The 15,597-nt window shown below is 69.7% G+C and carries 10 protein-coding genes; 6 read left to right on the plus strand and 4 right to left on the minus strand.

The features are described from left to right. The coding region (locus tag AB0F68_RS06960; RefSeq protein WP_357333430.1) for a hypothetical protein at positions 1-3,240 on the minus strand (3,240 nt) is incomplete at its 3' end. Positions 3,241-3,858: 618 nt separating this feature from the next. Here AB0F68_RS06960 and AB0F68_RS06965 point away from each other — a divergent pair. Next, positions 3,859-4,092 carry a hypothetical protein gene (locus tag AB0F68_RS06965; RefSeq protein WP_357333431.1) on the plus strand — a complete coding sequence of 78 codons (234 nt, stop codon included), beginning with the start codon at positions 3,859-3,861 and terminating at the stop codon, positions 4,090-4,092. A gap of 230 nt (positions 4,093-4,322) precedes the next feature. On the opposite strand, the gene AB0F68_RS06970 is transcribed toward AB0F68_RS06965, so the two are convergent. Both AB0F68_RS06970 and AB0F68_RS06975 read right to left on the minus strand, forming a co-directional pair. Next, on the minus strand, positions 4,323-4,778 hold the full coding sequence (locus AB0F68_RS06970) for a DUF6745 domain-containing protein (RefSeq protein ID WP_357333432.1): 456 nt from the start codon (positions 4,776-4,778) through the stop codon (positions 4,323-4,325). Then, entirely contained in the window at positions 4,754-5,029 is a 276-nt protein-coding gene (locus AB0F68_RS06975; protein ID WP_357333433.1) for a hypothetical protein, read from the minus strand. The genes AB0F68_RS06970 and AB0F68_RS06975 overlap by 25 nt, the downstream gene beginning before the upstream one ends. Before the next feature lie 548 nt (positions 5,030-5,577). Here AB0F68_RS06975 and AB0F68_RS06980 point away from each other — a divergent pair. The 4 genes from AB0F68_RS06980 to AB0F68_RS06995 all read left to right on the plus strand — a co-directional run bounded on the left by AB0F68_RS06980 (position 5,578) and on the right by AB0F68_RS06995 (position 13,502). Next, positions 5,578-7,389: an Hsp70 family protein gene (locus AB0F68_RS06980; RefSeq protein WP_357333434.1), complete on the plus strand. Its 1,812-nt coding sequence runs from the start codon at positions 5,578-5,580 to the stop codon at positions 7,387-7,389. A gap of 94 nt (positions 7,390-7,483) precedes the next feature. After that, positions 7,484-9,445 carry a hypothetical protein gene (locus tag AB0F68_RS06985; RefSeq protein ID WP_357333435.1) on the plus strand — a complete coding sequence of 654 codons (1,962 nt, stop codon included), beginning with the start codon at positions 7,484-7,486 and terminating at the stop codon, positions 9,443-9,445. 230 nt (positions 9,446-9,675) lie between these two features. Then, a complete protein-coding gene (locus AB0F68_RS06990) occupies positions 9,676-12,642 on the plus strand; it encodes a BTAD domain-containing putative transcriptional regulator (RefSeq protein WP_357333436.1) in 2,967 nt (988 codons plus the stop codon). After that, the gene (locus AB0F68_RS06995) at positions 12,639-13,502 is read left to right on the plus strand and encodes a DUF2637 domain-containing protein (protein ID WP_357333437.1); all 864 of its coding nucleotides are present in this window, start codon (positions 12,639-12,641) and stop codon (positions 13,500-13,502) included. The genes AB0F68_RS06990 and AB0F68_RS06995 overlap by 4 nt, the downstream gene beginning before the upstream one ends. A gap of 241 nt (positions 13,503-13,743) precedes the next feature. Here AB0F68_RS06995 and AB0F68_RS07000 read toward each other — a convergent pair whose 3' ends face one another. Beyond that, a complete protein-coding gene (locus AB0F68_RS07000) occupies positions 13,744-14,433 on the minus strand; it encodes an SMI1/KNR4 family protein (RefSeq protein WP_357333438.1) in 690 nt (229 codons plus the stop codon). 272 nt (positions 14,434-14,705) lie between these two features. Between AB0F68_RS07000 and AB0F68_RS07005 the strand changes: the two genes are divergently transcribed. Then, the gene (locus AB0F68_RS07005) at positions 14,706-15,455 is read left to right on the plus strand and encodes an ATP-grasp domain-containing protein (RefSeq protein WP_357333439.1); all 750 of its coding nucleotides are present in this window, start codon (positions 14,706-14,708) and stop codon (positions 15,453-15,455) included. Positions 15,456-15,597: the final 142 nt, after the last annotated feature.

Below are 15,597 nucleotides of genomic sequence, written 5' to 3' on the forward strand. Positions count from 1 at the left end.
CGTCGCCAGCACTTCATCCCGCGTGTCGTCTGACAGGAACGGCACCAAAGCCGCCAATGCCTGCACCCGACCGATCTCCTCCGGGATCTCCTCAGCCGCCGCCACCCCCACGGCAAGGTGATCGGGGGCGAGGAGCGGCCCCAGGGCGGCCATCGCCCTCGTTCGGGGCTCTTCCGTAATGAGGGACAGGGCGATGGCCAGCCCATCGGCCATTAGTCGGTCTGGCAGGTGCGACGCTAGCGCAACAAGCACCTTGGCCCGCGCGTCGTCGTCGGCGAACGTTGACGTGATAGACACTGCCTCCTCAAGCAGGTCGTCCGACAGCCACTGTGCCAACCTGGCCAGTACCGACGCTCGGTCGTGGTCGCTCTGCATCACGCGCGATGCATTGAGGGCGTCCGCCACGGCCTGGGTGCGGGTCGCGGTGTTGCTGAGTTCGACCGCGAGTGCCGCGACGACGGCGGCGCCGCCGTCTTGGTCGGCAATCGCCCGTGCGTCGGAAAGTGCCTCAAGCAGCAAGTGATTCGGCAGATGTGAGGCCAGCGCGGCGAGTACGTCCGCCCGGGCGTCCTCGTTGCTGATCGAGCGGACATTGGCCAGCACCTCGGTCAGCAGATGAACCGGCAGATGCGGGGCCAGCGCGGCGAGTACGTCCGCCCGGGCGTCCTCGTTACTGATCGAGCGGACATTGGCCAACACCTCGGTCAGCAGATGAACCGGCAGATGCGGGGCCAGCGCGACGAGTACGTCCGCCCGCGCATCTTCGTCGGCGAAGCCACGGGCATCCGCCAGCGCCTCTGGCAGGAGGTCGAGCGGTGTGTGTGGGGCAAGCGAGACCAGCGCCAGGGTACGGGCGTCAAGGCTGGCGAGCCGCCGTACGGCGGGCATCGCCCGTTCAAACTGCCGCCTGTCGAGGTGAGGGGCCAACGCCGCGATAGCGCTGCCGCGCATCCGCTCACTCACAAAGGCCTGGGCGGCTGTGAGCGCGTCTGCAACGTGGTCGGGGCGGTCTCCGACACCGGCGCACGCCGCGATCCCGGCCAGCGCGAAGGCGTGGCAATCGCGGTCCTCGATGGCGCTCGCGTACGGATGGAGCCGCGCTAGCTGGGCGGCGTCGAGGTGTGCGGCGAGACTGACGAACGCGAGCGCCTTCACGTCCTCCGCTCTGATCTCCGCCGCCCGTGCGAGCGCGTCGTCCAGAAGTGTGGGTGAAAGATACGGCGCAAGGGCCACCAGTGCCGACGCCCGAATCTGTTCGTTGGTGATGACAACGGCTTGCGCGAACAGGGACCGGAGCTGGCTCTCGACCGTGGTTTGGTCGGCAAGCCGGGCAAGGACTCCGGGCCGGAGGTGTTCGCTCGTCGTGGCGGGTATGGCCGCGATTAGCGCGGATGTCTGCGCCCCGTCCAGATACGGCACAAGGCCGCTAGCCAGCCAAACCCGCGCGGTCTCGGCGGGGACAGCCTCGGCCGCCGCCAGTGCCTCGGCGAGGAGCGCGTCCCGCGCGTCCGGGGGCACAACTGCCCGGAGAGCGACGAGGGCCGAGCAGCGCGTCTCGAGGTTGGTGTAGCGCCGGGCATGAGCAACGGCTCGATTTGGTTCCCAGATTCGCGACGCGACAAGAGCTGGCAGCATCGCCGGTGGGATGGTGTCGGTGAGGCTGTGGATGCTCGCGGACAGCAACGCGTAGCGGATCTCGCGCCCGAGTGACGTCGCCGGGCGGTGTTCGGCGATGGCAGCGTCCGTGGCAGCTTCCGCACACCGGGTAGCGCGACCGAGGTCATCAAGATATCTGTCGATGCTATGGGTGCGGTCGTGAACGAGATACCAGGCGTTCGCCGGTACGGCGGGCGTCTCAGAAAGCTCGGCGGTCATCAGCCGATGCAGGTCGTTGAGTCGGCCAGCCAGCTCCAAATGCCGGGCGAGGTGGCGCACGGGATAACCACCGTGACGCTGGACCAGAACCGGGTCGGCGCCCAGTTGGGGCAATCCCTCGGCAAGCCCACCCCATGCACCGAGGTAGCAATCCGCGATCCGGCAATGGGCGGCGAGGGTCACCTCGCGCAGGAGTTCCGCGAGCGCCTTGCGGTCGTCGGGGTGAACACCGAGCCGTGACGCCGTGAGCCGTCCAGCTAGAAAGTCCCGCAGGCTCGCGTGGTAGATCGCGAACCGCCGTGGAAACTCGGACGACGCCGTGAGGAAGGGCCGGAACTCCAGGTCACAGAGCCGCTGAACGGCACGCGGGTCGGCGACCCCGGAGAGTTCGGCAATGACATCCACAGTCATCGGCTCGCCCAGAGCGCCGAGGGTGGCGAGGACAGGAAGCCGTACCTCGTAGAAGTCGGGCAGATCCCGCCACGCTTGGATGTGGCGCCCGTAGTAGTCCTGCAGCCCTGCGGGTAGATCGCCGAGGTCGTCCAGTGCCCGCAGGCCGAGTTGTAGCTCACTGAGGACGTATCTCAGATAGATCCAAACGCCGCCGCACCGCTGGGCCAGGGTCTCGACGAACGTCTCAGGCGTCATGTCGTGGTCGTCGAGTCTTGCCGCGAGAACATCGTCGGTCGCCGCCACTGCCAAATACTCACTGAGATCGTTGAGGTTGCGGCTGTCGAGGGTGTCGATCCTCAGCACAGTGGCGGGGGAGTCGGTGCGCCCAGGTGGACTGCCGGTCCGATAAGTGGCGACCACGTACACACCGGCCGGCAGTAGACGCGGCAGTCCTAGGGGCAACACGCCCGGGACGCGCTCGGACTCGTCGAGGCCGTCGACGACGAGTACCAGCGGGGACCCGGCTGCTTCAGCTCGGGTGGCGGCCTCGGCCAGCAACGCCGTGAACCCTTCCGGCGTCTCTGCCCAGGCTGGGACGAAGTCCCCTGGCGCCAGGTCGAGCAGCTCGTACGTCGCGATCAGCTGAGCGGATAGGTTGCGGATGGCGACGCTCGTCACTCCGCCATTGCTGTAACGGGTGAAGTGTGAGATGTAGTCGCGAGTGGAAACCAGCCAGGCAGCGAAGGCAGTCTTGCCGAGGCCAGCCTCCGCCTCGACCCAGATATATCCGCACGGGTGCTTCTCGATAAAGAGGTCGACCTCTTCGAGTAGCCAGCGGCGTCCCGTAAAGCGCTCGAGACCGGCGTCGGCGAAGACAGCGCGCGGATCCTGCCGGGCCATCGGTAGCGGGACGACGGACGCGGCGAAGACTGCCGTGTAGGGACCGTTGATAGTGGTGACGTGAGTGCTCACCGGGCCGTGGGCATCCCCGTGAATGGCAACCGCCGCAGGCGCCGACGCCGTCACCCTGGGTCGCCTTCTCACGAAGCGGCGCCGCCCGTGGCATCGGAAACATCGGTGCTCACGGGGCCTATGGCATCCTCACCTACCGCGACCCCACCAGCGCCCGAAGCCGTCGTACCGCTCGCTGAGCGGTCCGGTTGCGTGGCGGGCGAGGCGGTTCCCGAGACCCGCGTCTTGATCTCATCAAAGGATGAGCCACCAATGGCGACGGCGCCGGGCCCGGAGGAGGCCACACGATCCCCGGCACCGTCAGTAAGGCTAAGCCAGACCTGTGAGGCGACTCCGCATATCACGAAGGCAGCCAGCCCGACTGCCCAGGTCCAGCTCCACTGCTGCGTTACAAGGTTGGTCAGCAGGCCAGTCCCGGCCGCAATCAAGGCTGACAAGCCGACAACGATCGCTCGCTTCGCTGATCGTGACATCCCCTACCTCGTTGTATAGACGGCTAGCACCAAGCAGTAGCACGAATAGTCAACCCAACCCGTCCCCATCGAGGAACCGGCTATTCGTGCATTAACACTCGAACAACGGCCCGATCCGCAGGGGCCTCGCCGGTCGTCAGAAACCGTGCGTCCAGACGATACGTTCTGGACGGGCGTCTGCAGCGAGGATGGCCCGGGCTTCGAAAGCTGGATGCACGTGTACGTCAGCGGAACGGCATGGTCCGTCGGCTGCTTGGATCGCCTGCTGCGGCATGTCGCTGACGATGTCATCGCCAACGTGCTGGTGGCCGACTGTTGCCTGCGGTGCTATATCACTCTTTTGGCGGGGCATGAACCTGTTTTAGCCTTCGACGGCTGAGCGCGATGCCTCGCGAGACCGGCACCGCGACTGGCTGTCCGTGCACCCCGCGGGCCGATGGAGAACTGATTCTCGGTCATTTGTGGCCATCATGGACTGCGGCAGCACCAACGGGTGGTCTGCCGTAGGTCCTTGTTGCCAAATGCCGCGCAAGCCAGCGGATCGGAACCTCAAACCCGCGGATGAAACGGCCAGCGGGTTGTCCGTTGCGAGCCGGTTGTGTTGGATCGTCAGGGCGGCGGGAGCGCCTTGTCGTCCTGCGCCCACATCTGGCCGCCGTCGGGCCAGACGACTGCCGGCTCGTCCTCGGCATGTAGGTGGTCGTGTGCGTTGACCCGCAGGGTGGGGCATTCGCTCATGCCGGCGACGTCGGAGAGCGGCCACCAGGGCCCGGCCGCCAGTGCCACGTCCCTGCATCCTTCCCAGGCGGCATCTGGCCCGGTGCCGAGGACCTCTCGGTAGGTGTCGATGGTGGCGAGCAGGAGCCAGTCCGGGTAGTAGTTCCAAGCTGGCTCGAAGAACCAGTCGGGCGGATTGAGGCAGTAGCGGACGACGGCGTGTCCTTCGTCGTCTTGGTCGACGATGCTGCTTTCGGTGTCCCAGAACCAGGCGGGCTGCATGGCGTAGCTTGCGGTGAGATCGCGGTCGATGGTCGCCCAGATCAGGCCGTGCACGAGGTCGTACACCCGCCGTACCGTGTCCGCACCGGTGTGAGGGCGGTGCGCTCGGGCTCGGTGACCGGGTTGCAGCGGTACGGGTACTCCGTAAGGTCGTAGCGGGCTTCGATACCGTCGTAACGCTGCTCACCGTAGTAGCCGGTCCACTTCATGAAGTGATGGAAGTCCCCGAAGGCGTTGAACCGATCGAGCTGGCTGGCGCGCTCCCAGATCGGCGCCCGCGCCGCGGCCAGGGACCGGTTGAGGTTGCCGCGCCGCACCGAGCTGGCCAGCGACGTGTGTCCTTCACTGAGAAGGCGTCGCAGCTGTTCGACAGCGGCTGGGGGAGAGGAGCACCAGAGGAACGGGACGGCTCAGGCTGCCCGGCCGCCTGGTAGGCGAGACGGGCGGCCGCCTCGGCCTGCACATAGTCTCGCCTTCGCCTCGGCCCTGCTGGCCTCGTTCATCGGGGTCGCGGCCGGCGGGATCGCAGGACAATGCCGCCTGCGTCCGCCTGTCGGCTACGGCTTGTGCTTGGGCTGTCATCGGGTAGATCGCTGGCTGCTTGGCTTCCTCCAACAGGGAACAATGATGGACGTCCATCTATTATGGTGCGGTAGTTGGTCAAGTCGGGGTTGGGTCAGGCCCGGCGGCCCGCCGCGGGTTTCGTCGCCGCACGGTGGTCCGTCACCCCGGATCTGCGGACCCTGGTCCGTGGCTGTGAGTAATTCACGGGTGACGTGAACGTGATCCTCATGTTTGACTGAGATCTATGCGAGCGGGGCAGGCGCGACTAGCGATCGATTGCGGAAGCGCCAGCACCAGCGCCGTGGTGGCGTGGCCGGACGGCACCTGGGCGCCGCTGCTATTCGACGGGGAACCCGAGCTGCCCAGCGCCGTTCTGCTCTCCCAGGACGGGGCCACGCTGACGGGCCACCAGGCGTGGCAGGCCGCCCCCACTGCCCCCGACCGGTTCATTCCGTCCCCGCGGCAGCCTCCCGATCAGCGGCTGAGCGTCGCCGGCGTGGACGTCGATCCCCTCGATCTGGTCGCGGCAACCCTGCGCCGAGTCGCCCACGAGGCGCAGCAGGTCGCCGGATCCGACATCGGAGATGTGCGGCTGGTCGTGCCAGCAGGGTGGGGTCCACGGCGCCGGACGTGGATACGCCACGCCGCACATCGGGCAGGCCTGCCACAACCCACGCTGATCGAGGCGCCGGTGGCGGTCGCCGGGCACCTGGTCGCCGCTGGGGTGCAGTTGCCGGTCGGATCGTTCATCGCCGTTTGCGACGTTGGCGCGGGGGCGGAGGTCAGCGTCCTGCGACGCGGCCCGGCCGGATTCGAGGTGCTCGCCACCCTGGCCGACCCGGCCGCCGGCGGCACGGCGATCGACGACGCCCTCGCGAGCCTGCTCGCCGGCACCAGCCCTGAGCGAGACGGTGGCGACCGGTGGGCGCTGTTGGCCAGCGTCCGTACCGGCAAGCACGCTCTGGCCGACCATGTCGCGGTCACGATCCCGCAGGCGCCGGGCTCAGCCATCGTGCTGAACACGGGACTGCTGGAACAGGCCGCCCACCCGATCCTGCACCGCGCCGCCCAACTGACCACCGAGGCGATCGCCGCCGCGGAGATCAGGGCCGAAGACCTCGCAGGGGTCTACTGCGTCGGCGGCGTCGCCCGCATGCCGCTGCTGGAAAAGGCACTCACCGAAACCGCCGGGATAACGCCCACCGTGGTCGCCGACACTGCACTAGCGGCGGCGCGCGGGGCAGCGGACGCCGGCGCCGCCGGCGCCACCGCCGGGCAGCCGATGGGGGAGGAGCCGATACCACCGGTGCGGAGGGCGGTGGCGATCGCCGTGCCCGGCTTCGCCTCGCTCGGGCTGATCTCCCAGTTCCTGCTCACCCCCCAGTGGAACGGCAGCCTCATGTACAAGTGGGCGCTGCTCAACTGGGGCGAGATCGCTGTGGCAGCCGTCTTCGCCGTGACCGCCAGCCTCGGCGCCGGCACGGTCCTCGCCTCCGCCATCGCCATTCGCACGAGCCTTACGCCCGGCACACCCGCGAACCCTGGCTCGCAGACCGGCACCGGGATCCTCGCATCGGCATCCCTCGGCGTCGCCGTCGCCGGCATGTACGCCGTCCTCGGCAGCCTCTACATCGGCGACCCCGTCGGCGGATTCCTCCGCTGGACACTGCTCCCGATCGCCCCGATCGTCGCCGCAGCCGCGGTGATGGCCCTCGTCGCCGCCCGACAATGGCGCACGCCACCCGGCGGCTGGTCGAAGCTACTCGCGTTCCCCACCGGCTCGGTGATCACCGCAGGCCTCGGCATAGCGCTGATCCAGTACTCTTTGACCGCCGACCGGTGGCCGAACATGGTCCTGTGGATCGACCTCGCCGGACGCGTCGGCGGCCTGCTCCTCGGCATCGGCGCGGTCATGGCGGTCGTGTCCCAGCCGATCCTGCGGCTGATCCTGGGCGCGCCACTGGCCGTTATCACCGCCGCGCTGGTCAGCTGGCCCGCCTCGGGAATCCTCGGCGTGATCTACGCGATCGCTGTGGCCGGGTGGTGGCTGCGCCAGCTGTGGACCCGCCTCCTGCGCCAACAAGCCCCACCACCTCGTCGGCCAGCCCGATGACCCGACGAGCCGCAGCCGGCGACCAGGTCATTGTGTGGGAGCGCGGGGGATGAGGTGGCCACGGCGGGTCGTGTCAGCCGCCTTCGTCTTGACCATGCTGGTTGTACCGCCGTGGCTGTTGACCACCCTCGCCGGGCCGCCGCTACCCGGGTGGCCCACCGGGGCGCAGCTGCGGGGCTGGATCGCCGATCCGCTGAACCACCACACCCTCACCGCCGGGCTCACCGCCCTCGCCTGGCTGGTGTGGCTGGGCCTGGCCTGCACCGTCGCGGTCACCGCCGCCCGCCGGGCACGCGCCCGCGCCCGATGGCTGCGCCGCCTACCGCTGCCCACACCCTGGCAGGCCGCGGCCACAACCGCGGCCGGCGCCGCCGCCCTCAACACCGCCCACCTCCCCACCGTAGACACACCGATCCCGCAGGTCTCAGCCTCCACCGGCACCCTGCACCCGCACGACGGCGCAGCCGACACGCAGGCCGGCGGTGGCATCGCGGTGCCCGGGGGCTGGCTACCCGACACCACCGCCCAGCAGGTCGCCGCCGCAGCGGCCCTGGTGTGGCTGCGCCGCCGCCGCGCCTACCAACCCGGGCAACCCTCAACCGACGCCTCGGACCTGGCGCCGCTACCGGCCACCGTCACCGCCGTCCGCACAGCCCTCACCGACGCGGACACTCAGCAGCCGGCCGCCACACCCGCCACCGCGGCACCGCCAGCCCTGCCGACGCCCTGCGTCGCCCTCACCGGAGACGGCGCCGCTGACGCCGCCCGCGGCATCCTGCTCACCCGACTGCTCGCCGCGATGCGAGACCCACAAGACACGACCCGCCTGCTCATCATCCACACCGCCCTCACCACCCTCCTGCCCGACATCTCCACGACGGATACAGAGATCCCCGGCCTGCGCGTCGTCGACACCGTCGACCAGGCGGCCGCCCTGCTCTCCTCCCTCGTCAACGCACCTCCCGCGCCCGGTGGGGGAGCCGGACACCCGGACCCACTGCTGCTCACCGACCCGCCGAACGCTCCGACGGCTGGCCAACTCGCGACCCTGCAACACGTGGGCGCGAACGTCGTGATGCTCGGCGCCGGACCGCCCGGGACCACCTGGAGCATCGACCGCGACGGCCACACCCGCGACGAACACACCGGGCAAAGGGGACCGCGGCTCTGCGTCCTCAACCGCACCGCCGCGACGGACCTGCTCGCCGTCATCGCCCACCCCGCCCGTGAACGGCAGCACCCCGTCACCGAACCGGCTTCGCCACGGCGGCAGCCAGCCGAGACCGGCCACGCCCGGATTCCGCGCCAAGCGGGCAGTGACCGCCGGGCGGCCGCGCCCGACATTCCAGCGGTCACGGACCCCCGTCTTCAAGTGCGGGTGCTCGGCCGGCCCACTCTCCTCGCCAGCGGGGAGCCCGTCACGATCCGCCGCAGCGCCGCCCTGCAAGTGCTGGTCTTCCTCGCCGTGCACCCCGAGGGAGCCACCACCACAGACCTCGTTCAGGCCATCTGGCCCGGGTTGCCCGCCCATACCGTCACCGGCCGCCTCTACACCACCCTCAGCGACCTACGGGCCGCCATCCGCACCGCCACCGGCGCCACCGTCCTTGGACACGCCGACGACCGCTACCACCTGAACCCCGATCGAGTCGACGTCGACCTGTGGCGGCTGCACACCGCCACCCACCACGCCGCCACCGCCCTCACCGACCCCGCACCCGCCTGGCAAACGGTGATCGACACCTACACCGGTGACCTCGCCGCCGGCCACACCTGGGCCTGGATCGACCCGCCCCGCGAGGCCACCCGCCGGCTCGTCCTCGACGCCTACGCCACCGCCGCAGCGGCCCAAACCGATCCCCACCACCGCGTGCGGCTCCTGCAGGACGCCATCCGCGTCGACCCCTACAACCAGACGCTGCACCAGCTCGCCGCCGACCAGCTGAACGCGCTGGGCGACGCCGACGCCGCTGCCCGGCTTCTGAACGGCTACCAGAGGCGCCTACAACTCGCTGGCATCGCCGCCAGCGACCAACCCGCGCCCACCTCGCGCTGACCCAGCCGCCCACCCCATCAGCAGCGTTGATCTGCCCGTGCAGCCACGTTCAGGAGCTGTTGCGGGGCGGCGCTGACCTGCGGGTGTGAGGTCGTGTGAGGTCGTGTCAGGTTCTGTCAGCCGTCATCACCGCCCATCACCGCCACGGCGGCCATAGCGTCACGGCACCGTCCATCCCCGCGCACCGGCAGCACCCTCGCCTGCCAGCGCGGGCCACGAGGGGAGGCCAGGTGACGTTCCGAACAGCACGCGCAGCAGCCACCACCACCGTCGTCCTGTCCACAACAGCCGTGCCGGTGATCCTTGCCGCCACCGGCACATGGACCCCGCAGCTACCTTCATCGGCCACCGCTCGGCAGTGGATCGCCCAACCGATCAGCACCGGATTCGTCATCGTCCTCGCCGAAGCCGCAGCAGTGGCGCTGTGGCTGCTCCTGGCCACCGCGATCCTCACCCACGCCTACGCCGCGCTGGCAGGCCGGCTGCGCTGGACGGCGACCCTCCGCCTTCCCGGCCCGCTCCAGGGCCTCACCGCGGCGCTGCTCGGCGCCACCGCCGTCACCACCGCCACGGGCGCCACCGCACACGCCAACCCCGCCACCGCCACGACCAACAGCGGACTGCCGACCGCCGAACCGACCACCACCACGTCCACGTCCCACCACCACGCCAGCCCAGATCCGCGACCAGCCGCGCAGACACCCTCCTACACCGTGCGGCGCGGAGACAGCCTCTGCCGCATAGCCGCACGCACCCTCGGCGACGCCGACCGCTGGCCGGAGATCTTCGCCCTCAACCGCGGCACCCACTTCCCCCACGTCGGCGGCACCCTGCGCGACCCGAACGTCATCTACCCCGGCTGGACCCTCGACCTGCCAGCCGACGCTGCCCCACCCCCCACGGCACGCCCGCCCGCTCACACAGCACCCCCGAAGGGCGGCAATCCCGACGAGCATGCGGCGCCGGACTCCGACCCGCGACCGTCACGTCCGGCGCCAGCGCACACCGAACACCCGGCCGCCCCGCAACGCGCCGCCACCACGAACCCCCACGGCAACGCCGCCCCACCCAGCAGCTCAACAGGTAGCGCGGTCAGCCCAAGGGCAGCAGATACCAGCCGCCCGGCCCAACAGGCCTCTCCAGGCGTGTCGCTTCCCACCGGCAGCTGGGTCGACCTCGGCTTGGCCAGCGCCATCGTCGCCGCCGCCGCGCTGGTCTGGGCCCACCGTCGACGCCGCTACGTCCCCCGCGCACCCTCGACCCGGCCTCGCCTCGACGACACCACCCTGACCCCCATGCCGCCGGTGGTCGCCCAGATCCGCCGCGGGCTGCGCCGCGCCACCGCCCGCTACTCACACCTGGGCGATCCGGCACACCGGCACGCCGACAACCCCTACCCGGACCGGCACACCGCCAGCGGTGAACGGCACGACCGGACATCGGACCGCGACGACGCGCACCCTGCCGTTGACCAGGCTGAAGATGAAGGCCCGAGGCCGGTCGTGCCGACACTGCACACCCTGCTGTCGCCGCCGCGGCGTTCGGCGGGACTGGGCCTCACCGGGCCCGGCGCCCACGCCGCCGCCCGCGGACTCCTCACCGCCGCCCTCGCCGCCGGCGGCGCCGAACATCCTTACGCCCGCACCGAGCTGGTCATGCCATCGGCGACCGCGGCGACGCTGCTCGGCACCACCACAGCCAACCTGCCCCGTACGCCGCGGCTGACCGTCACCTCCGACCTGGACGAGGCCCTGCGGATCCTCGAAGCGCAGACGATGCACCGCACCCGGCTGCTCCAGCAGCACGACGTCGGCACCAGCGACGAGCTGCGCGCCGCCAACCCCTACGAAGAACCCGTCCCACCAGTCATGCTGCTGGCCGACCCCAGCGGCGAGCAGGCCCGGATCGCCGCCCTGCTCACCCAGGGCCAACGCCTGAACATCCACGGCGTACTCCTCGGCCACTGGCCCGCCGGCGACACCATCACCGTCTCCACCGACGGCACCACCACCTCCGGCGAGCGCGACGCCCGGCACACCACCCACCCTGACGAAATTTACCGCCTCACCGTTCTTAACCCGGCCGAGGCCCTTGACCTGCTCACCACCCTCGCGGAGTCACACACCGGGCTGCCACAGGTCCCCGCGACCGCCGAACGCCTATCCGTTGTGCCCGCCGACGCTGCCCACCCGCCCGCAGCCGAGACCTCGCCCTCTCCCGCCACCCACACCGGCGGCGCCGTCACCGACCCGACTGCTGAGGACGAAACCCGAGCCGACAACCCCTGCAGCGCCGCTGCCTTGCCAGAAGACGCGCACCAGGAAAGCCCCGCCGTCCCAGCATCGAAGCGCCCTGAGGAGATGCAGCCGCCAGATCAAGCAACCAGTGACAGGGGCAACGACCGCGAGGACGGCAACCGGGTGCCGGTCCAGGTGCTAGGCGCACCCGCCGTCATCGGCGCAGACCCGCACCGCACACCACGCGCCAAGTCTCTCGAGCTGCTGGTGTACCTGGCCGTGCACAACGGCGCCGCCTCCACCGAGGCGATCCTCGACGACCTGCTGCCCGACGCCCCAACCAGCAAAGCCGCCGGCCGGCTCTACACCTACGTCTCCGGACTGCGCGCCGTCCTACGCCACGCCGGCCGATCCGCAGGACACGTCACCCACCCCGACCACCGCTACGTCCTCAACCGAGACCTGCTCGACATCGACCTGTGGCGTATGCGCACAGCCATCCGCGACGCCGCACAGGCCACCGACCCGCACACCCGCGCCGCCGCGCTACGCCGGGCAGCCGACGCCTACACCGGCCCCCTCGCCGACGGCTGCGACTACGAATGGATCGAGCCCTACCGGGAGGCAATACGCCAGGAAGCCCTCGACGCGCACCTCGCCCTCGCCGACGCCCTCGCAGGACAACCCGTGCAGCAACTGGCCGTTCTCGACGCCGCCATCACCCACAACCCGCACCACGAAGCCCTGTACCAGGCAGCGATGCGAGCCCGGGCGGACCTCGGCGATGTCGAGGGCATCCGCATGCTGCGCCGAACCCTGGCACGCCGGCTCAACGACATCGACGCCGAACCCAGCGACGACACCCTCGCCCTCGCCGACCGACTCATCGCCGACCTGCGCCGCCACAGCAATGCCTCCGGCACCCGCCGTCCGCTTAACACGGAGGGAGATGCCGAATGACCGCGAACGCCACGCTCATCTCCAGCAGTGACGATTCACCGGATGCGCTGACTGGTGACTCCGCTGACCAACTGCAGCGACTGCGGTGGGCGGTACGGGCAAGCCTCGCCCTCGGCGTCGTCGCGTCAGTGGCCGCGAACGTGCTGCACGCCCGCCCGAACCCGATAAGCCAAATCATCGCCGCATGGCCGCCCCTGGCCCTGCTGCTCACCGTCGAGCTGATCTCCCGCGCACCCCACCACCGTCGCCTGCTCCGCGCCATCCGACTCGCCGCGACCGCTGTCATCGCCGCCATCGCCACCTGGGTGAGCTACTGGCACCTCGTCGGCGTCGCCGCCCGATACGGAGAGACCGAACATGGCGCGGCCTACCTACTGCCCATCTCCGTTGACGGGCTCGTCATCGTCGCCAGCGTCAGCCTCGTCGAGATCACCGCCAGGATCCACGCCGCGACGCTCGGGACAGCCCTGGTGACACCGTCAACAGCTCCACCCCTAGCCGAACAAGCACCAGCCCCGACCGTCATCCGCGCGACCCGCACTCGGGTACGGCGCGGCGACATGCACCACGACCCGGCTCAAAACACGCCGCCGACACGGCCATCCGAGGTCTCGCAGCCAGCACCTAAGGACAACGACGGCGCGAGTAGGCCGGCGCCGCCGCACGCGGCCCCGGGCACCAACCCAGACGACGTGCCGGTCGACACCGCCCCAGCGGTCGCTTACTGGCGGCGACGCGACCCCACGATGCACCCGGCCGAAATCGCCGCCCGAATCGGCAGGTCCGAACGCACCGTCCGCCGCCACTGGCCATCACCGGCACGCAACGGCTCCAGCACAGGTCAACGGGCACCTCGCTGACACCTGTCCGCGCACGGGGTCACCGCACGGCCGCCCAGAGTCCAACGCGCACAGCCTCCAGCGGACCGACGGCGATGAGCGGAGGCAAGTACGGTGCCCAGCCGCCGCCAGGCACCAGGCCACCGCATACCAAAAAGAGAGCGCCGCGTAGGCGCGCCCCGTCCGGCCGTCGACCCGCTCCTCGATCATGATCGGGGGCCTAGAGCTACCACGCTAGAGCGCTCATCTGCCGCCTTCCGTGCTACAGAGCGTTCCGGCTTGGTCGGGACTGGGTTTGCTCTTCGGCCTGTTCGAGCCAGCCTCGGTACCAGCGTGTGAAGCCGGTCGGGCTCCCGTCGGGCTCGTGCAGAGGCCGGAACCCGCCGTCGCTGGCGGTGTCGTCGGCCCACATCTGACCGCGAGCTGGTCCGCTGATGACGAGGGCTTCGCGGTAGGCGCAGCCGAGGTGACAGAGATAGAGCAGCCCGATGGAGTGTTCGGGCGAGAAGGCGATTGCTTCGTGCTGCTGCCAGTAAGCGTCCTCAGCCTCGTTGAACTTGGCTTCGGAGTCGAAGTCGGCTTCATCGGGGGGATCCGGCAGGTCGCCTGCCGGGTTGAATGCATCGGTGTGCGGGAACGGCTGGCGCAACGTTTCCAGGTCGGTGAGTTCGGCGCCGTCGCCTTCCCAGCACCAGCGGCCGCCCACCCGATGGACGGGAAAGAGGCCATACGCCGGGCCCGCGCCCCCACGACCGACCTGTAGGAGAAAGGAACGGTACTCAGCGGGTAGCTCGACATCTAGCTGTGATTCCAGCTCGGCCAGCTCATCCGTGGTCAGAGGCGGCTCGCGTCGCCACTGATGGCCGTTGGCTCCAAAGACCGTGCCGGCAGACGGGTGCGTCGACAATCTGGCCAGGCGATCGGGTACATCCGACCAATCCGAGAGGATCACGGCAATACCCTAGACGTGTGCTGCGGGCGTGCGCTCATGCGGCGGTGAGGTGGGCTTGCCGCCAGCGCACCGTTACCGTGGGCAGCCAGTGATGCCGGGCACCAATGGCTGAGCAGGCGCGGGGTGCATACTCGGATGCGTTGGTCGGCTTTTTAGCTGATCGTTGTTGAATGATGTTGCTGGTGCCTGCCGACGTGTTGCGCCCCCGCCGCCCGGACGAGCACTTCGCCGACTAGGCCGAAGCGGCCCGCCAGGCCGGGATCGATGTCGCGGTGATCGACCACGACGCCTTTGTTCGTGGGCAGGGGTACGGGACGGCGGTCGGCAGGGTGCCCGAGGGTGCGGATGCGGTTTACCGGGGGTGGATGCTGCGAAGTGAGCAGTACGCAGCACTGGTGCGTGCCCTCGCGGGTCGCGGTGTGAGTCTGCGGACCAGCCCCGAGCAGTACCGGCGGGCACATGAGCTTCCTGGTTGGTACTCCGCGATTGAGGGCCACACTCCCGAGTCGGTGTGGACTTCCGGCGACGATCGCCGCGACTTCCTCCAAGCGTGCGCGGCCCTCGGCGCCGGCCTGGCCGTGCTGCGTGACTACAGCAAGTCGATGAAGCATTATTGGCATGAGGCGTCATTCATCCCGGACGTGGCTGATCGGGACGCGGCATGGCGGGTGGCGAGCCGGTTTCGGCAGTTGCGTGGTGACGACTACGTCGGAGGCTTTGTCCTGCGCCGGTTCGAGTCGTTCGTCGGGGCGGAGGTGCGGACCTGGTGGGTCGAAGGTTCCTGCCGCCTGGTCACCGCCCACCCGGATACCCCGGAGCGCCTGCCAGCCGCGGAGTTCGACCTGACGGCCGTGGAAGCTTCGGTGCGGGCCTTGGACCTGCCGTTCGTGACGGCGGATTTCGCACTGCGTGACGATGGTCGGTGGCGAATCGTCGAGATCGGCGACGGCCAGGTCAGCGACCGGCCACGCAGCACCCGGGCTGCCAAGCTGATCGCGGCTCTCAACACTGAGGACCGCTGACCACGTAACAGCGCCACCGGCGGCTCGCCCACCGCCCCGGCACTCAATGAGATCGCGTGCACGGATCTGCCGCACACGGTCCGCTATGCCTACGTCCGTGCCCGTGGCGTTACGGCATCGGCCTGCGGCCACCCTTGATCAA

Source organism: Micromonospora sp. NPDC023966 (assembly GCF_040639095.1).
In the GTDB taxonomy this organism is placed as follows: domain Bacteria; phylum Actinomycetota; class Actinomycetes; order Mycobacteriales; family Micromonosporaceae; genus Micromonospora.